Source organism: Ruania alkalisoli (assembly GCF_014960965.1).
GTDB classification, from domain to species: domain Bacteria; phylum Actinomycetota; class Actinomycetes; order Actinomycetales; family Beutenbergiaceae; genus Ruania; species Ruania alkalisoli.
Genome location: NZ_CP063169.1, coordinates 1,712,379 through 1,730,305, shown reverse-complemented (window position 1 = coordinate 1,730,305; position 17,927 = coordinate 1,712,379). Strand labels below are relative to the sequence as shown.

Annotated in this window: 21 protein-coding genes; 1 reads left to right on the top strand and 20 read right to left on the bottom strand. The window is 69.0% G+C overall.

Going from position 1 to position 17,927, the window contains the following annotated elements; all coding sequences use genetic code 11:
- Positions 1–14: 14 nt before the first annotated feature.
- The 6 genes from rlmN to rpsB all read right to left on the bottom strand — a co-directional run bounded on the left by rlmN (position 15) and on the right by rpsB (position 5,667).
- On the bottom strand, positions 15–1,184 hold the full coding sequence (gene rlmN, locus IM660_RS07535; protein WP_193498726.1) for a dual-specificity RNA methyltransferase RlmN: 1,170 nt from the start codon (positions 1,182–1,184) through the stop codon (positions 15–17).
- Between the two features lie 48 nt (positions 1,185–1,232).
- Positions 1,233–2,294, bottom strand: coding sequence for a phosphatidate cytidylyltransferase (locus tag IM660_RS07530; RefSeq protein ID WP_343072088.1), 1,062 nt, complete (start codon positions 2,292–2,294; stop codon positions 1,233–1,235).
- Between the two features lie 3 nt (positions 2,295–2,297).
- A complete protein-coding gene (frr, locus tag IM660_RS07525; protein WP_193498725.1) occupies positions 2,298–2,855 on the bottom strand; it encodes a ribosome recycling factor in 558 nt (185 codons plus the stop codon).
- Positions 2,852–3,622 (bottom strand): UMP kinase, encoded by a 771-nt coding sequence (gene pyrH, locus IM660_RS07520; RefSeq protein ID WP_193498724.1) that lies wholly within the window; start codon positions 3,620–3,622, stop codon positions 2,852–2,854. The genes frr and pyrH overlap by 4 nt, the downstream gene beginning before the upstream one ends.
- A gap of 144 nt (positions 3,623–3,766) precedes the next feature.
- Entirely contained in the window at positions 3,767–4,606 is an 840-nt protein-coding gene (tsf, locus tag IM660_RS07515) for a translation elongation factor Ts (RefSeq protein ID WP_193498723.1), read from the bottom strand.
- Positions 4,607–4,638: 32 nt separating this feature from the next.
- Positions 4,639–5,667: a 30S ribosomal protein S2 gene (gene rpsB / locus IM660_RS07510; RefSeq protein WP_193498722.1), complete on the bottom strand. Its 1,029-nt coding sequence runs from the start codon at positions 5,665–5,667 to the stop codon at positions 4,639–4,641.
- 525 nt (positions 5,668–6,192) lie between these two features.
- On the opposite strand from rpsB, the gene IM660_RS07505 reads away from it, so the two are divergent.
- On the top strand, positions 6,193–6,687 hold the full coding sequence (locus tag IM660_RS07505) for a M23 family metallopeptidase (protein WP_210769092.1): 495 nt from the start codon (positions 6,193–6,195) through the stop codon (positions 6,685–6,687).
- 6 nt (positions 6,688–6,693) lie between these two features.
- On the opposite strand, the gene IM660_RS07500 is transcribed toward IM660_RS07505, so the two are convergent.
- The 14 genes from IM660_RS07500 to IM660_RS07435 all read right to left on the bottom strand — a co-directional run bounded on the left by IM660_RS07500 (position 6,694) and on the right by IM660_RS07435 (position 17,926).
- Entirely contained in the window at positions 6,694–7,662 is a 969-nt protein-coding gene (locus IM660_RS07500) for a tyrosine-type recombinase/integrase (RefSeq protein ID WP_193498721.1), read from the bottom strand.
- A gap of 70 nt (positions 7,663–7,732) precedes the next feature.
- Positions 7,733–8,911, bottom strand: coding sequence for a DNA-processing protein DprA (gene dprA, locus IM660_RS07495; protein WP_193498720.1), 1,179 nt, complete (start codon positions 8,909–8,911; stop codon positions 7,733–7,735).
- On the bottom strand, positions 8,904–10,442 hold the full coding sequence (locus IM660_RS07490) for a YifB family Mg chelatase-like AAA ATPase (protein ID WP_193498719.1): 1,539 nt from the start codon (positions 10,440–10,442) through the stop codon (positions 8,904–8,906). The genes dprA and IM660_RS07490 overlap by 8 nt, the downstream gene beginning before the upstream one ends.
- A complete protein-coding gene (locus IM660_RS07485; protein WP_193498718.1) occupies positions 10,442–10,798 on the bottom strand; it encodes a YraN family protein in 357 nt (118 codons plus the stop codon). The genes IM660_RS07490 and IM660_RS07485 overlap by 1 nt, the downstream gene beginning before the upstream one ends.
- Positions 10,799–10,889: 91 nt before the next feature.
- Positions 10,890–11,195, bottom strand: a complete 306-nt coding sequence (locus IM660_RS07480; protein ID WP_159621795.1) for a DUF2469 domain-containing protein — start codon at positions 11,193–11,195, stop codon at positions 10,890–10,892.
- Between the two features lie 7 nt (positions 11,196–11,202).
- Entirely contained in the window at positions 11,203–11,967 is a 765-nt protein-coding gene (locus IM660_RS07475) for a ribonuclease HII (protein WP_343072085.1), read from the bottom strand.
- Entirely contained in the window at positions 11,964–12,737 is a 774-nt protein-coding gene (gene lepB, locus IM660_RS07470; RefSeq protein ID WP_193498716.1) for a signal peptidase I, read from the bottom strand. Before lepB ends, IM660_RS07475 begins: the two co-directional genes overlap by 4 nt.
- 73 nt (positions 12,738–12,810) lie before the next feature.
- Positions 12,811–13,167, bottom strand: a complete 357-nt coding sequence (rplS, locus tag IM660_RS07465) for a 50S ribosomal protein L19 (protein WP_193498715.1) — start codon at positions 13,165–13,167, stop codon at positions 12,811–12,813.
- A gap of 193 nt (positions 13,168–13,360) precedes the next feature.
- Positions 13,361–14,614 (bottom strand): tRNA (guanosine(37)-N1)-methyltransferase TrmD, encoded by a 1,254-nt coding sequence (gene trmD, locus IM660_RS19920; RefSeq protein WP_193498714.1) that lies wholly within the window; start codon positions 14,612–14,614, stop codon positions 13,361–13,363.
- Positions 14,611–15,147, bottom strand: a complete 537-nt coding sequence (gene rimM / locus IM660_RS07455) for a ribosome maturation factor RimM (protein ID WP_246465195.1) — start codon at positions 15,145–15,147, stop codon at positions 14,611–14,613. The genes trmD and rimM overlap by 4 nt, the downstream gene beginning before the upstream one ends.
- Positions 15,148–15,259: 112 nt before the next feature.
- Positions 15,260–15,499, bottom strand: coding sequence for an RNA-binding protein (locus IM660_RS07450; protein WP_193498712.1), 240 nt, complete (start codon positions 15,497–15,499; stop codon positions 15,260–15,262).
- A gap of 2 nt (positions 15,500–15,501) precedes the next feature.
- Positions 15,502–15,981 carry a 30S ribosomal protein S16 gene (gene rpsP / locus IM660_RS07445; protein WP_193499282.1) on the bottom strand — a complete coding sequence of 160 codons (480 nt, stop codon included), beginning with the start codon at positions 15,979–15,981 and terminating at the stop codon, positions 15,502–15,504.
- Positions 15,982–16,208: 227 nt separating this feature from the next.
- Positions 16,209–16,994: an ABC transporter permease gene (locus IM660_RS07440; RefSeq protein WP_193498711.1), complete on the bottom strand. Its 786-nt coding sequence runs from the start codon at positions 16,992–16,994 to the stop codon at positions 16,209–16,211.
- On the bottom strand, positions 16,991–17,926 hold the full coding sequence (locus tag IM660_RS07435; protein ID WP_193498710.1) for an ABC transporter ATP-binding protein: 936 nt from the start codon (positions 17,924–17,926) through the stop codon (positions 16,991–16,993). Before IM660_RS07435 ends, IM660_RS07440 begins: the two co-directional genes overlap by 4 nt.
- Between the last annotated feature and the right edge of the window lies 1 nt (position 17,927).

The window sequence follows — 17,927 nt, the reverse complement described above, 5'->3', positions numbered from 1 at the left end:
TCTGCCGAACGCGGTCAGTCCTGGGCGGCGAGCTGACCGCATGCGCCGTCGATGTCGCTGCCGCGAGTGTCCCGAACAGTTGTCGGGATCCCCGCCGAGCGCAAGCGTGCCACGAACTCGTCCTCGACGTGCTTTTCGCTCGCCGTCCAGATCGAACCCGGGGTGGGATTGAGCGGGATCGGGTTGACGTGCACCCATCCGCGACCGCGACGCAACAGCTCGGTGGCGAGCAGATCCGCACGCCAAGCGTGGTCGTTCATGTCCTTGATCAGGGCATATTCGATACTCACCCGCCGGCCGGTGGCGTCGAAGTACGCCTTCGCAGCGTCGAGTGCTTCACCGACGGACCAGCGAGTGTTGATCGGGACGAGCTGGGAGCGCAACTCGTCGTCGGGTGCGTGTAGGGACAGAGCGAGCGTGACCGGGATGCCGACGTCCGTGAGCTTTCGGATCGCCGGGACCAGACCGACCGTGGAGACAGTGATGTGCCGCGCGGAGAGCCCCATCCCTTCAGGCGCAGGCTCGACCATCCGCTGCACCGCGGCGATCACCGTCTTGTAGTTGGCCAGCGGCTCCCCCATCCCCATGAAGACGACGTTGGTGAGGCGCTCGACCCCGGGAACTTCGCCGTCACGACAGCTGACGGCGGCCGCGCGCACCTGCTCGATGATCTCGGCAGTGGACAGATTGCGCGTCAGGCCCTGCTGCCCGGTGGCGCAGAACGGGCAGGCCATCCCGCACCCGGCCTGGCTGGACACGCACAGGGTGGCACGGGGGGCACGGCCGGTGTACCCCATGAGAACAGACTCGACCTTGACCCCGTCGAAGAGGCTCCAGAGCATCTTCACGGTCGATCCGCCGTCAGCCTCCAGCCGGCGGTGCTCGGTGAGCAGCTCCGGGAGAAGCAGGTCGGCCAGCTCATGGCGCTGGCCGGCGGGGATATCGGTCATCGCCTCCGGGTCGCGGGTGAGGCGGGAGAAGTAGTGCGTGGACAACTGCTTGGCGCGGTAGGCAGGCTGCCCCGCTTCACGCAGGACCTCGGCGCGTTCGGCGAGACCGAGGTCGGCCAGGTGACGGGGTGGCTTACCCCGCCGCGGGACAGCGAAAGACAGTTGCGGGCGGTCACCGGCACCACGATCGTGGTGCGGGAGGACCTGGGTCTGAGACGGGGGTTGCGACGTCATGATGTTCCATCCTCCCAGAGTGCGAACAGGTGGCAGCCACGCCGCCGCTCAGGTGGGCGCGAGCACGAGCAGGATTGCGAACACGACCGGACTGGCGAGCAAGATCGAGTCCACCCGATCCAGGACACCTCCGTGACCAGGCAGGAGGGTACCCATGTCCTTGACGCCGAGATCACGCTTGAGCAGCGACTCCGCCAGGTCACCCATCGTGGCGCCCGCCACGGCGCCGATCGCGAGGATCATTCCGGCCCACCAGGCAAGATCCAGTGCGAGCACGCTCATCGTCACGCCGACGGCGACCGCCAGCACGAGCGAGCCCGCGGCACCTTCCCAGGACTTCTTCGGGCTCACCGTGGGCGCCATCGGGTGGCGTCCGAACAGTACGCCCGCGGTGTAGCCGCCGACATCGTTGGACACGACCAGAGCGATCACCAGCAGGACCCGCCACGGTCCGTCCTCGGCCGAGAGCATGATCGTGAGGAAACCAGCCAGGAACGGGATATAGGCGGCGGCGAAGATACCGGTGGTCGCCTCCCGCAGCGCCACCACTCCGCCACCGTCGAGCACGCGCCAGACGAAGACGCCGCCGGAGGTGAGTAGGAATGCCACCAGCAACGCCTCGATGCCCGCGGTATAGGCCGTGACGAGCATGCCGACGGTACCGACGAACAACGGCAGCAGTGGCAGCCGTACGTCCCGGATCCGCAGCGCCCGGTCGAGCTCCCACAGGGCCATCCCGCAGGCAACCACAGCCAGGCCGAGGAAGACCTCCTTACGCAGGAAGAGCGAGAGCACGAGGACGGCTCCCAGGCCGATCCCCACCCCGATCGCGACAGGCAGGTTACGCCCGGCCCGCGAGGTCCGCTGGCCCTCCGGTTCCGGCTCGGAGAGCAAGACCCGCGGTTCGGGATCAATGGCCCTCTCGGCGGGCAGCTCGACAGTGCCCAGCGGTACCTGTCCGGTCTGCGCCGTGCGGCGCGCGCGCCGCACCGACGTCGCCGCCGCGAGCTCGACCTCGAGCTGGGCAGCACGTTCGGCACGCCGCACAGCACGCCGCGTCTGCACCGGCGGGTGATCCCCCGGCACCTGGGGCGTGGAAGAGTGGGGCACGCGTCAGACCTCGAGCAGTTCCTTCTCCTTGCCGGCAAGGAGCGAATCGATCAGCTCAGTGTGCTTCTTCGTGAGGGCATCGAGTTCACCCTGAGCACGGTTCACCTCGTCCTCGCCGGCCTCACCGTCCTTGGCGATGCGGTCGAGCTCTTCCTTGGCGCGGCGCCGGATGTTGCGCACCGAGACGCGCGCCTCCTCCCCCTTCGTCTTCGCCAGCTTGACGTAGTCGCGACGTCGCTCCTCGGTCAGCTGTGGCAGCACCACGCGGATGACGTTGCCGTCGTTGCTGGGGTTGACGCCCAGGTCCGACTCGCGCAGTGCCTTCTCGACAGCACTCATCGCGCTCTTGTCATAGGGGCCGATCAGAACGGTACGCGCCTCGGGGATCGTGACGGAGGCGAGCTGCTGCAGCGGCGTGGGCGCCCCGTAGTAGTCGACCTCGATCTTGGCGAACATCCCGGCGTTCGCCCGCCCGGTGCGGATGCCTGCGAGATCCTCGCGGGCGACATCCACGGCCTTCTCCATCTTCTCCTCGGCCTCGAGGAGGGTCTCGTCGATCACTCTTGCTCCTTGGTGTGCTGGGACTGGGCTGGCTCAGTGGGCCGCGGGTGCGACGTCACGATCGTTCCGATCTTCTCACCCTTGAGCGCGCCTGCGACGTTGCCGGGTTCGTTCATCCCGAACACGCGCATGGTGAGCTGGTTGTCACGGCACAGAGCCAGAGCCGTGGAGTCGACCACCCGCAGGTCCTGCTGGATGGCCTGGTCGAATGTCAACTCCTCGATCCGGACGGCACCGGAGTCGAGCCGCGGATCCGCGGTGTAGACCCCGTCGACCCCGTTCTTGCCGACGAGGACCTCCTCGCAGTGGGTCTCCAGGGCCCGCTGAATCGCGACAGTGTCGGTGGAGAAGTAAGGCATTCCGGCACCGGCACCGAAGATCACGACCCGCCCCTTCTCCAGATGCCGGATGGCTCGCAGCGGAATGTAGGGCTCAGCAACCTGACCCATCGTGATCGCGGTCTGCACACGGGTGGTGACACCGGCCTTCTCCAGGAAGTCCTGCAAGGCGAGGCAGTTCATGACAGTCCCGAGCATGCCCATGTAGTCAGCGCGGGCACGGTCCATGCCACTCTGGGAAAGCTCGGCTCCCCGGAAGAAGTTGCCTCCGCCTACCACGATTGCCACCTGGACTCCGGCACGGGCGGCATCGGCGATCTCAGTCGCGACCGTACTCACGACCGCTGGGTCGAGTCCGACCGACCCCCCGCCGAATACCTCGCCGGAGAGTTTGAGCAGGACGCGCCGGGGGTGGCTGGTGGTACTCATCGAATTGTCTCCTCCGAAGGTCCGGGTCGGGAGCCGGGTGAGACCGGCCTCAGGGGTGATGGTACGACGAGCCTGCCCGCGGGCAGACATGGGTGTGGCCCCGACCCGTGCCGGGGCGGGGCCACAACTCATGGTCGGCTGCGATCAGGAACCGACGCGGAAGCGTGCGAATCCGGTGATGGTGCCGCCGGCCTCCGAGACGATCTGCCCCACAGTCTTCTTCGGGTCCTTCGCAAACGGCTGGTCGAGCAGCGCGACCTCCTTGAAGAAGCCATTCAGACGGCCCTCGATGATCTTCGGCAGCGCCTGCTCCGGCTTACCTTCGTTGCGAGCAGTCTCCTCCGCGATGCGCCGCTCGTCCGCGACCTTGTCGGCCGGAACGTCGTCGCGACTGAGGAAGGTGGGAGAGAACGCGGCGATGTGCATCGCAACGTCGCGCGCCACCTCGGCACCGGCCTCGTCAGAGGCGACCAGCACACCGACCTGCGGGGGAAGGTCCTTGTTGGTGCGGTGCAGGTACTCGGTCACCTTCGCTCCGCTGAGGCGAGCGACCCGGCGCACGACGACCTTCTCGCCGAGGGTCGCCGCCGTGTCGTCCACCGCGGCGGACAGCGGACGACCATCGGTCTCGGCGGCGAGCGCCTGCTCGGCGTCGGTTGCACCGGACTCGAGCGCCGTGGAGACCACTCGCTCGGCGAGGTTGACGAAGACGTCGTTCTTGGCGACGAAGTCGGTCTCGGAGTTCACCTCGACCAGCACGCCGACCTGTCCCTGGGCGTCGTCGACGATCTTGACGGCGACGAGGCCGTCCGAGGCCGATCGGCCCTCACGCTTACTGACGCCCTTGAGGCCCTTGACGCGAATGATCTCCTGCGCCTTGTCGAGGTCGCCGTCCGCCTCGTCCAGGGCCTTCTTGACGTCGAGCATTCCGGCGCCGGTGCGCTCACGGAGGGTCTTGATGTCAGCGGCGGTGTAGTTCGCCATGAATGATCCTCTCTGAGATCTTCTCGGTCGTCTCAGGCCTGGGCGTTGTCGCCGGCAGGCTCGTCGGTGTCAGGCACGTCCGCGGTGTCGGCGGCGGGAACCTCAGCGGCCTCAGCAGCCGGAACCTCAGCAGTCTCAGCAGCCGGAACCTCAGCAGCCTCGGCTACGGGGGATGCCGCCTCGGCGTCAGCCACGTCGGCCTCGGTGGTCGGTGCCTCGGTGGTCGGCGCTTCCGCGCCAGCAGCCGAGGAATCGGCCGTTGCTGTCCCTGACTCACCACCGGTGCTGGCGGACTCGTCAGCGGCGAGCAGCTCTCGCTCCCACTCGGCGAGCGGCTCTGCATCGGCCGGGGCGTTCGCACTGCCCCCACCATGGCGGGCCACGAGGCCTTCGGCGGCACCGTCGGCGATCACCCGGGTGAGCAAGGTGACCGCGCGGATCGCGTCGTCGTTGCCCGGGATCGGGTAGTCGACCTCGTCCGGATCACAGTTGGTGTCCAGGATGGCGACGATCGGGATGTTGAGCTTGCGCGCCTCGGCGACGGCGAGGTGCTCCTTCTTGGTGTCGACGATCCACACGGCAGAGGGCAACTTGGCCATGTCGCGGATACCACCGAGGGTGCGGGCGAGCTTGTCACGCTCGCGGCGCTGCATCAGCAGTTCCTTCTTGGTGAAGGCGCTCGAGGCGACATCGTCGAAGTCGACCTCCTCCAGCTCCTTCAGCCGGGACAGCCGCTTGCTGACGGTTCCGAAGTTGGTCAGCATGCCGCCCAGCCAACGCTGGTTGACATAGGGCATTCCCACGCGGGTGGCCTGCTCGGCAACCGCCTCTTGGGCCTGCTTCTTCGTCCCGACGAACAGGATCGTGCCGCCGTGCGCGACCGTTTCCTTCACGAACTCGTACGCCCGGTCGATGTCCTGCAATGACTGCTGCAGGTCGATGATGTAGATGCCGTTGCGCTCAGTGAAGATGAAGCGCTTCATCTTGGGGTTCCACCGGCGGGTCTGGTGCCCGAAGTGGACGCCGCTCTCGAGGAGCTGGCGCATGGTGACGACGGCCATGGCTCGTCCTTCCTGACGCAGGGCATGCCTACGCGTCGGGTGCCCGGAGAACCGGGCACGATCTCGGTTGTCTTCTCCAGCAGCCGCCACGTATGGAGGGAGCTGGTATTCCTGGTGCTCACGGCCGCGGGCACCGGATCGCTCCGGACCTCGCACCGCGGACCCCGGCCGGGCCGGTGAGTGAGCGCGCGATGTCAGGTGATTTGCCCGAGGGCGCACCACCTGCGGGTCTGATGATACCCGATCGCCCGCGAACACAGATCATCGCCGCTGTCCGGATGATCGATGATCCACAGCCCTCCCCCGGGAACCTGAGCGACACCTCGCCAGGGCGATGTGCTGGGCATCATGCTCACCAGCTCCGTCCCCCCGGCGCCTGACGTTCAGACGACTCCCGGCCTCCCGGCCCGAGCGGCAGCCACCGCCTCGTCCGCATCCACTACGCCGAGGGCGCTGCCGCAGCGCGCCGGGCGGCACCGGCCGGTCCTGCGGCTGATGCTGGCGTGCGTACTGACACTCATCTGTGTGGTGACAGTGAACGCAGACTCGGGTTACGCCGTCCCGGCCACTGATCGGGTCACCAGCGAGCTGTCACCACCAGGAACCTGGACATGGCCGCTCGTGCCACCACCACCGGACCGTGCCGACACCATTGTCAACGGATTCGAACCTCCCCCGGCCCCGTGGGCGGCCGGTCACCGGGGTGTCGATATCGCCGCCGCAACCGGCACCAGAGTGCATGCGGCCGGTTCCGGGGAGGTCACCTTCGCCGGTGTCGTGGTCGACCGGCCGTTGGTGGTGATCGAGCATCCGGGCGGCCTGCGGACCACCTACGAGCCGGTCCGTCCGGAAGTCCAGGCTGGGGACCTCGTCGGGGTGGGCGAGCCGATCGGATCACTCGCCACCGGCGGGCATTGCTCCGGTTGCCTGCACTGGGGTTTACGCAACGCCGCTGGCGTCTACCTCGATCCGATGCAGCTGCTCACGCCCGTCCAGATCCGGCTGTACCCGGTCCGATGACCGGGATCAGGCACGCGGGTGCGCCTGGCTGAAGGCCGACCGGAGCCGCTCAGCGGAGATGTGTGTGTACCGCTGCGTGGTCGACAAGGAGGCGTGGCCAAGTACTTCCTGTACCGAACGCAGGTCGGAACCCCCAGCCAGCAGATGGGTCGCCGCGGAGTGTCGGAGGCCGTGGGGAGCAAGGTCTCGTACGCCCGCCGCAGCAGTGGTTCGGTGCACGAGGTCGCGGACCTGACGCGACCCCAGGCGTGCCCCGCGCAGCCCCAGGAACAGGGCGGCGCCGGCGTCAGGCCCCTGGACGGGCCACTCCTGGCGCACCTGGGACCAGGCGTCGAGCGCACGGCCAGCAGGAACGCCGAACGGGACCATCCGCTCCTTCCCACCCTTGCCCAGCACCCGGACGAGACGGTCATGGTGGTTGACATCGCCGATATCGAGACCGACCAGCTCCGCGACTCGCACCCCGGTGGCATACAGCAGCTCAAGCACGCACCAGTCACGTACCGCCACCGGGTCGGTCTGCCCGTCCTCGGTGCAGGTGCGGGACCGGGCGAGATCGAGCACGGCCGCAGCTTCGCCGATCTCGAGCACTTCGGGGATCGTCGAGTCGGGCCGTGGCGCCTGCAGGCGAAGACCAGGGTCGACATCCAGATGGCCGGCCCGGCGAGCCCATGCGGTGAAGGCGCGAGCCGCGGCCGCGCGACGGGCCAGCGTCGCCCGTGCCAGGCCCCGAGAGGACTGCCCGGCGAGCCATCCGCGCAAAGCACTCAGGTCCAGATCGGACAGGTCGGTGGTCTCCGGCTCGACATCCGTGCGCGGTGGCAGGACCGTCAGCAGGGACCGCAGGTCCGCGAGGTAGGCACGCACCGTGTGCTCGGAGTGTCCGCGCTGAGCCACCAACGCTGCCTCGAACGCGTCGAGCAGGCGTGCGTCACCCGGGCGCTGCGGGATCCGGTCACGCTCGTGAACTGCCATGGTCCCACTCTTGCACTGAGGCCACCCCGGCAGCGGCAGCGGCTCGCGACCGCTCCCGGTGAAGCACCACTCATGAGCCGGCTCGCCGCCATCGCGGGCCGTCGCGCCGCACACGGCCGGCCAGTTCCAGGTAGCCGAGTGCCGACCGAACCTGCGCCTGCGACAGGCCGCTAGCACGCACCAGCGCGCTCTCATCGACCGCAGCCCGAACGGGCAGGGCGTCGAGTACCTGAGCCTGGCCCTGGTCGAGATCGTCGAGCAGCCCGGCGGGTACATCCCGTACCTGCTCCGCCACGCTACCCAGTGGAGCGAGTAGCTGGAGCACCTCCGAGGCCGCGGTGACGCACTCGGCCCCTTCCCGAAGCAGCCGGTGACACCCGGCCGATGCAGCCGAGGTGATCGGACCCGGGACGGCCGCAAGCGGCCGGCCGATGGTCAGGGCGTGATGCGCGGTGCTCAGAGCACCGGATCGCCACGAGGCCTCAACCACGACTGTCGCGCCGGCGAGAGCCGCGATCAGGCGATTGCGCGAGAGGAATCGCTGGCGCATCGGAGCGGTCCCGGGAGGAGCCTCGCTGACCACCACGCCCTCCTGTGCCACCTGAGTGAGCATCGCGGCGTTGGCGGCAGGGTAGAACCGGTCGAGTCCACCAGCCATCACCGCGACAGGAGTGCCGTGCACAGCCAAGGTGGCGCGGTGCGCCGTCGCGTCGATGCCGAAGGCACCGCCGGAGACGACTGCCCGGCCCCCGTCGACGAGGCCGGCGACCAGCTCGGCGGACACGTGGTTTCCGTAGGCCGTGCTCGCACGCGAGCCGACGACGGCGACCGCGGGCATCGCCAGCAGCGCCGGATCTCCCCGGGTCCAGAGGCAGTGTGGTGCTTCTGGACCAAGATCGTCCAGACCCGGCGGCCACGCTGGATCGCCGGGAATCAGCACTGATCCGCCGAGGCGGGTGATGACCTGAAGCTCCCGCCGCGGGTCGAGGTCGCGCAGGCGGGGAGCCCAGCGGGCGACCGCTCGACTCCAAGCCTTCGCATCGACCTCGGGGTCGATCCCGGACACCTCAGCCAGCGCCCCGGCCCGGTCGATGGGCTGGCGGGCACGATCGAGCCAGTGCAGCGCCTCGACGGCTCCGAGAGTGGCCAGGAGAAGGCCCGCCGCCCTGTCCCGCGGCTCGGTGAGACGGCTCCACGCGATCCGCGCGAGAACCTCCTCATTGGACGCCGTGCTCCTTTGCTCACCCATGACTACCCCGCATCCGCAACGCCAGGGCTGCTCCGATCTCGTCCTGCCCAGGGTGTTCACTCCCGGCCAGGTCGGCCAGCGTCCACGCGACCCTGACGATCCGGTCCAACCCCCGCAGCGTCAGGGCGCCCCGTTCGAGTGCCTGCTCCAACGGTGCCAGTGCACGCGGGTCGGCTGCCCGGGTACGTTCCCGCAACTCCTTTCCCGGGACCTCGGCGTTGATGCGCCAGCCCTGCCGCCGCCACCGCTGGGCCTGCCGACGCCGGGCGCGGCGCACCCGCTCGGCGACCACCCGGCTGGGTTCCCCCGGCTCGGCAGCCAGCAGGTCGGCACGCGTCACAGCACCGACCCCGAGCTGGATGTCGATCCGATCCAGCAGCGGTCCGGACAGCCGCGCGGCGTAACGGCGCTGCGCCATGGGGCTGCACGTGCACTCCTGCCCGCGTCCGCTGGCCCGGCCGCACGGGCAGGGATTCGCCGCCAGCACCAGCTGGAACCTGGCCGGAAACCGTGCGGTGCCTCGAGCCCGGGCGACCACCAGGTGACCGCTCTCCAGCGGCTGCCGCAGGCTCTCCAGGGCCTGGCTGCGAAACTCGGGAGCCTCGTCCAGGAAGAGCACGCCCCGGTGGGCACGAGAGATCGCACCGGGCCGAGGAAGCCCGCTGCCTCCGCCGACCAGTGCGACCTGGGTGGCCGTGTGGTGCGGATCCTCGAACGGCGGACGACGCATCAGCCCGGTCGCCGGGTCGTAGGTACCCGCCACCGAATGCACCGAGGTCACCTCGACGGCTTCCGGCTCGGTCAGGTCTGGCAGCAGGCCAGGGAGCCGGGAGGCGAGCATCGTCTTACCAGCTCCCGGCGGGCCGACCATCAGCAGGTGATGCCCACCGGCGGCCGCGACCTCGAGCGCTTGGCGCGCCTCCGGCTGACCGATGACGTCGGCGAGATCGGGCTCCGGAGCCGGAGCTGGCGCCGGAGGACGTGGTGCACGCGGCAACTGAGCGGGGGCGGCGACGGCGCCGACGCCGTACTGCTCGGCCAATTGACCCAGATGCGCCACCGACGTCACGCGCGCCCCAGGGACCAACCGCGCCTCGGCGGCGTTGCCCTCAGGCACCACCACCTCATGACGACCGTGCTCGACGGCAGTCGCCACGGCCGGCAGTATCCCAGTGACCGGGTGCACCCGTCCGTCGAGGCCGAGCTCACCCAGGTGTACACGGCCCCGGACGACTCCTGCAGGCACCTGACCGGCCGAGACCAGCGCGGCGACAGCGATCGCAAGATCGTGCACGGACCCGGTCTTCGGCAGCGACGCGGGGCGCAAGCTGATCACCAGTCGGCTCATCGGCCAGGTCAGCCCGCAGGCCACGACGGCGGCTCGCACCCGCTCGCGCGACTCCCCCACCGAGGCATCCGGCAGTCCGATCACCTGGACATGCGGCAGGCCGGGAGTGAGCATCGACTCCACCTCCACCGGGTGACCGGTGAGCCCGACAAGAGCAACGGAGAACGTAGTCCCGACCGTCATCAGCCCACCCCGCGCAGGTGCTGCACTCGCGCCCGTGCCCCGTCGGGACACCAGATCGCGAGGACATCGATGCGCAGTCCGCTGGCGCGGATCTCGTGGTCGGCGGCCCAATGGGCGGCGAGGCGCCGCAACCGCTGCAGCTTCGCCGTCGTGACCGCCTCGGCTGGATGGCCGAAGGCCAGCGTGCGCCGGGCCTTGACCTCGACGATCACGAGATCGTCACCGTCCCGGGCCACCAGATCGATCTCACCCAGCCGGCACCGCCAGTTCCGGTCCAGCACCTCCAGGCCCGCACGTGCGAGCCATGCCGCTGCCAGCTCTTCGCCGGCTCGTCCGACGTCATCCTTCGCCGCCATGGCAACCACCTCCTGCCGGACACAGTGGTGGTCGGCGTTCCCCGGTGCCGGGGACACAGGAGGGGGTTGTGGACGACGTGACGCCGGGACGTCAGCCCGGCAACTCCAGATCCGGCTTCGCGAGCTCCTCGACGTTGACGTCCTTGAAGGTGACGACCCGTACCGACTTCACGAACCGCGCCGAGCGATAGACATCCCAGACCCAGGCATCGCCCAGGGTCAGTTCGAAGAAGACCTCACCACCGGCCGATCGCACCTGCAGATCAACGTGGTTGGCCAGGTAGAAGCGCCGCTCGGTCTCCACCACATAGGAGAAGAGCCCGACGACGTCCCGGTACTCGCGATAGAGCGCGAGCTCCATGTCGGTCTCGTAGTTCTCCAGGTCCTCACTGCTCACGAGACCATCATGCACTCTCCGCCGGTCCGGACGCTTCCGGCGGCACGTCTGAGAGCCCGCCCGGACGTGCAGACGGCGTCGCCAGGGCATCCAACGGCAGCGTCTGGGCTACCGGGCGCTGCCCCGTGGGAAGGGACCAGCTGCGCCGGTGCCACGCACACGCTCCGTGGGTGGCCAGCGCCTCCAGGTGCTCCGGGGCCGAGTACCCCTTGTTGCCCGCCCACCCGTAGGCGGGGTAACGCTCGTGCGCCTCCACAAGCAAGGCGTCGCGCTCCACTTTCGCGAGCACGCTCGCTGCCGCGACGACCGCACAACGAAGGTCGGCCTTGACCTGGGTGCGCACCGGCGGTGCGGGACGCTCCGGCAGAGGTAGATGAGCCGGGGTCGTCAGCCAGTCGTGCGAGCCGTCGAGGATCACCACTCCGGGCTCGATCCCGCGCTCGGCCAGCGTGGCCAGTGCCCGCGACCCGGCCAGCCGCAACGCGGCGATGATGCCGATCCGGTCGATCTCCTCGGGCTCGGCGTGGCCGATGGCACTGGCCACAGCCCACCGCTGGATCGGGGCCACCAACTTCTCCCGTACGTGCGGGCGCAGAAGCTTGGAGTCGCGTAGCCCGGCGGGAATTCGTCCGGTCGTCGCGTCCACGACGGCCACGCCCACCGAGACCGGGCCCGCGAGGGCTCCACGGCCGACCTCGTCCATCCCGGCCACCAGAGCCGTGGTGGCGAGAAGTTCACGCTCCAACTGTCTCCCGGGTGGCTGGGAAGTCACGACGGGTCGGGAACGTCGGCGAAGGTCTCGTCGGGGTCGGTCAGCCATGTGATGCGGTCCAGGGGCCAGGTGATCACGAACGCGGTTCCCACCACATTACGCACGGGTACGAACCCGCCGCCCACCGACCCTCCGTTGTAGCGCGAGTCCTTCGAGTGCGGCCGGTTGTCGCCGAGCACGTACAGGTGACCCTCCGGGACGACCACGTCGAACTCGACGTCGCTCGGCGCGGCCCCGTCGGCGACGTACGGCTCGGCGATGGGCTGACCGTTGACCGTGATCTGCCCCTGATCGGTGCAGCACACCACGTGATCTCCCGGCAAGCCGATGACCCGCTTGATGACGTGCTCGTCGGCGTGCTCGGGCAACACCCCGATCCACGTCAGTACCTGCTCGACCGCGTTCGGATCGTCCGGCGGAACCGAACTCAGCCACCCACCTGGATCGAGGAACACGACGATATCGCCGTGCTCCAGGTCGAACGGGCCGGGCGTGAGCTTGTTGACGACCAGCCGGTCACCCACCTCGAGCGTGTGCTCCATCGACTCGCTCGGGATGTAGAACGCCTGCGCGAGAAAGGTCTTGATGACCACGGACAGCACGAGTGCCGAGACGAGCACGACCACGGTCTCGCGCAAGAACGCCACCACCGGGTGACGACGCCGCTTCCGCGGCCGCCCCCGCAGCTCCGGGGGCGGTATGTCGTCGCCGTCGGCTGCCTCGGTCGCCCGCACCTCCCGGGCGTCCTCAGCGTCGTGCTCGCTGCCCATGTTCCGCCGTTCTCCTCGAGGGGGCGAACCCCGCGATCAAGGGCACCGGTCCAGGCGCCCGATCACCGAAGGGTCAGGCGGACGGAGTCTCGCGACGCTCGCGGATCTTGGCGGCCTTGCCGTGGCGGTCGCGCAGGTAGTAGAGCTTGGCACGACGCACCACACCGCGGCTGGCGACCTCGATGTGGTCGATCGTCGGGGAGTGCAGCGGGAAGGTGCGCTCCACGCCGACACCGAAGGAGACCTTGCGGATGATGAAGGTCTCACGGACGCCGGCTCCGGAACGAGCGATCACGACGCCCTGGAAGACCTGAATACGGGACCGGTTGCCTTCCACGACCTTGACGTGCACCTTGAGGGTGTCACCGGCGCGGAACTCGGGGATGTCGCTGCGCAGCGAGGTGGCGTCGACGGCGTCCAGGGTGTTCATGATCATTGCCTTTCCGCGACTGCCACAGGTCACCCGCGCATGTCCGGGCGGCACGGAGCCGCCGAGTATCGACTGGGGCGCGCTTGATGGGCCGAGGATCAGCACCTCCCCTGTGGCAGAGGCGCCGCGAAACCCACGCGCGACCGCCTTAGTCTGCCACAGCGAGTGGTGCAGGAGAAATTCACGGCCCACTTCACGGCTCGAGGGTGCGCTCCATCACATAGTCGGACTCGACGCTATTGCCGACTGTGAACTGCCGGGTGCCCACGCGGGTGAAGCCATGCTTACGGTAGAAGCGCTGAGCCCGCTCGTTGCTCTGGTTCACGCCCAGCCAGACGGCGCGTACGCCCCGTTGCCTCGCCTGCTCCAGCGTGCCTGCCATCAGCTCCGCAGCGACCTGGGTGCGGTGATGCTCGGGCAGGACATAGCACTTACTCAGCTCGGCCGTGGTCTCGGCCGAGACTGCAGACAACACGTCCGGTGCAGTGGGGCGAGCGCGCACGAGCATCGCATAGCCGACCACGGCCCCGGCGACCTCGGCGACGAGCACGTCTCGATCCCGGGAGCGAAGGTACCGGCGGAAGGCGGCCGCATCGAGCTGCTCGGCAACGAAGGCCCCGGCATCCGCGTCATTCAGGTGCGGCGGGCACGCCAGAGGGAAAGTGCGGGCGGCCACATCGGCGATTGCCTCGGCGTCGATGGCCTTCGCCTCGCGCACCCGGGGCGGGGCGTGCCGGGCGAGCAGGTCGGGACGCCGTCGGGCGGTCCGTTCGACGGCTCGCGCACGACGCCAGGTGCCGATCCGGCCATGGTCGCCCGAACGCAGGACCTCCGGGACGTCGAGGTCGCGCCACGTGGGCGGCTTCGTGTAGACGGGGTATTCCAGGAGGCCCGCCGACCCGTGGGACTCCTCCACCAGCGACTGGGGGTTGCCGATGACTCCAGGCAGCAGCCGCGCCACAGCCTCGGTGATCACGAGAGCAGCCACTTCCCCGCCGTTGAGTACGTAGTCGCCGATCGAGACCTCACGGACGGTGACGTCGTCCCGGTTGGCGTAGTGCTCGGCCACCCGCGCATCGATACCCTCGTATCGTCCGCAGGCGAATGCGATCTGCCCACCCGCGCACACCAGCAGTGCGAGTTCCTCGGCCATCGCCTGAGTGAACCTCTCCCCCGCCGGGGTGGGCAGGACGAGCGTGCGGGAGTCGGCCTCGGTCAGCAGGACGTCGTCCAGCGCTGTTCCCCACACGTCCGGACGCATCACCATCCCGGCGCCGCCACCGAACGGGGTGTCATCGACCGTGCGGTGACGGTCGGCCGTCCAGTCCCGCAGGTCGTGCACACCGACATCGAGCACACCTTCGGACCGGGCCTTGCCGACGAGCGAGAGATCGAGCGGTGCGAGATAGCCCGGGAAGATGGTGACGATGTCGATCCGGCCGTTCATCGCTCGTCCTCGTCAGCGAGCATCCCCGATGGCGGATCCAGGACGATCCGCCCCCCGGGCACATCAACCTCCGGCACGATCTCGCTGACGAACGGCACGAGCGTACGGGCGCCGCTGGTCTCGACCAGGACGATCAGATCGTGAGCAGGCAGGTGCTGGACCCCGGCGACGACACCCAGCGCGGTGCCATCGGGCAGCTCTGCCCGCAGGCCCTCCAGCTGGAAGGGGTACCAGGCCTCGTCCTCGCTCACGTCGGCCGCGGCGTACAGCTCGAGGCCCCGGAGCGCTTCGGCCGCGGTCCGGTCGTTCACTCCGTCGAACCGGAGGAACCAGTGTTGCTGCTGATGACGCATCGCCGCCACCGTCAACGGTCCCCGGTCCTCGGGTTCAGTCATCAGGCAGGATCCGACCCTGAACCGGCCCTCCGGATCGTCGGTGTGCACGGTGACCCGGACGTCTCCACGCAGGCCGTGGGCGGTTCCCACTGTGGCGACTCGCACCAGCCGGGGGGCGTCGTCGATACCTGAACTCACGGGTTCAGTCACCTTCCAATCTGGTGCGCCTCGGATCCGGGCGGGAATCGTGGCCCGGGACATACCTCGGGCCCGCCCACGCACTGGTGCGTGAGCGGGCCCGAGATCGCAGTCACCGGCGATCGACGTCCACGACGTCCACCCGGACCGGCCCGTCGGTCGACAGTGCCCCGACGACCGTCCGCAGGGCACCAGCGGTGCGCCCGGACCGGCCGATCACGCGGCCGAGGTCGCTCGGGTTGACGCGAACCTCGAGCAGCTCACCCCGCCGGAGCGACTTGGAGGTGACCCGCACGTCGTCCGGGTTGTCCACGATGCCGCGGACCAGGTGTTCGAGTGCGTCAGCGAGCATGATCAGGCGTCAGCCTGCTCGGCGTCACTTTCGGCGGCAGGCTCCTGCGCTGGGACCTCCTCGGCCGCTGCCGACTTCTCGGCCTCGGCACTCTTGGCCTCGGCAGCCTTGGCCTCGGCAGCCTTGGCCTTGCGCAGCTCGGCGTCGGCCTCAGCGGCCTTGACCGCCTCGGCGGCGGCCGCTGCGGAGACGTCCTTGGTCTGCAGGGTGCCCTCGGCGCCCGGCAGGCCCTTGAAGGTCTGCCAGTCGCCGGTGACCTTGAGCAGGGCAAGCACCTGCTCGGACGGCTGGGCACCGACCCCGAGCCAGTAGCGGGCCCGCTCACCGTCGATGTCGATGAGGGAAGGGTGCTCGGTCGGGTGGTACTTCCCGATCTCTTCGATGACTCGCCCGTCGCGCTTCTTACGAGAGTCAGCGACGACGACGCGGTAGTACGGCGCCCGGACCTTGCCGAGGCGCTTGAGTCGGATCTTGACTGCCACTGTGGTGGTCACTCCTGGTTCGTGGTGAGGATGAGCACGCCGACCAAACCCGTGGGGGCAGGCGGTCTGCGAGACTCGGGACGCGCGGGCTGTCCGGTGAGAGGGCCGGGCACCTACGAGTACAGCGGGTCATTCTGCCAGATACGAGGACCCGAGCACTACTCGGAGGCAGTGTGCCCTGCGCCACGGCAATGGTGCCGTCATGCTGGGAGCAGTTCTCGAGCCACTCACCGCCAGTGGAACAGCCGACGGGCGAGCAGCAGTCCGACGATCGCGTAGAGCACGAGGACCGCGAGCTGCTGCCACGGCACCTCCGTCGTGAACCAGCCCTCCTCGATCGCCTGGCTCGCCGCACCCAAGGGGGTCCACGCTGCCACAGCCGCCACGCCGTCGGGCATGATCGGCCGTGGCGTCCACAAGCCGGCGAAGAACAGCATCGGGAAGTACAGCAACATCCCAAGCGCCTGGGCAGTGCTCCCTTTGCCCGCGCGGGAGGCAACAACCAGGCCGACGGCGAAGATCGCCACGGCGCCCAGCACCAGGCCGAGCACGGTCACCAGGAGCGAGGCAGGTGCGGGCACACCGAAGACGACAGCCGCCAGAGCCACAGCCACCGCCGCTGCCACCACGAACGCGACCACACCGATCAGCAGGTGCACCGCGAGCACGCCGGCGGGAGGCATCGGTGTGGTCGAGAGCCGGGTCAGGATCCCCTGTTCCCGGTACGTCGCGAGCGTCACCGGGAGGGTCGTCAGGGCAGGCGTGGCCATCGCGGTGGCAAGCACGGCGGGCAGCATCACCACGATGGTCTGGTACCCCTGCAGCGGGCCAGGCTCAGTGATCACGGTGTCCATGCCGGGGATGACGAGCCCGACCCCGATCAGCACCAGGGCCGGGAAGGCCAGGGCGAAGAAGACCGACCCGCGGTCTCGGGCGAACAGGCGTGTTTCGGTGGCGAGCAGGCGCCCGAACCCACGCGGCACGCGGCGAACCCGCGTTGCGGTGGTGGTCATGCAACCTCTCCTTCGGGCATGGTGCGGGTCAGTTCAACGAACACGTCCTCCAGGCTGCGCGTCATAGTGCGGATCTCATCCGGCACCACATCCTGCTCGGCAAGATGGAGCACGACTGCCGGTAGGGCGCGACGGGTGCCCGTGATCTCGATCTCGTCAGCGATCAAGGCCACGGAGTGCACGTGCGGAAGTCGAGCGAGATCATCCATGGCCCGCTCCACCGGCACCTCCCGCGGCAGACGCATCCGGAACTGCCGCTCCTGCTCGCCCTCCGCGACGAGCTCGGCCGGAGTTCCCGACACGGCCACGCGCCCCTTGTCGATGATCGCGAGGCGGTCGGCAAGCCGCTCGGCCTCATCCATGAAATGGGTGACGAGCACGATCGTCACGCCCCGGTCCCGTACCTGCTCGATCAGCGCCCATGTATCGCGCCGGGCTTGCGGATCCAGGCCGGTGGTGAGTTCGTCCAGGACGGCAACCTCCGGGTTCCCGACCAGGGCCAGTGCGATGGACAGACGCTGCTGCTGCCCCCCGGACAGGGCAGCGAAGGCTGTGTGGGCCTTGTCGCTCAGACCGAGCTGGGTGAGGAGTTCAGCCGGGTCTGCTGGATCAGCGTAGAAGGAGGCGTAGAGCTCGAGCGCCTCAACCACGCGGATCTTCGCAGGGAGCCTCGACGCCTGGAGCTGGATGCCGAGCCGCTCCCGGAGTGCAGCCGGATCACGCTGTGGGTCGACCCCCAGCACCCGGATTGATCCGCCGTCAGCCTGGCGCAAGCCCGCGAGCAGTTCAACAGTGGTTGTCTTCCCGGCCCCATTGGGGCCGAGGATGCCGAAGATCTCCCCTCGCCGAACCTCGAGGCTGACGTCGGCGACGGCCTGGGTGGCGCCGTAGCGCTTGTGCAGGTTCTCGATCTCGATGATCGTCTGGCTCATG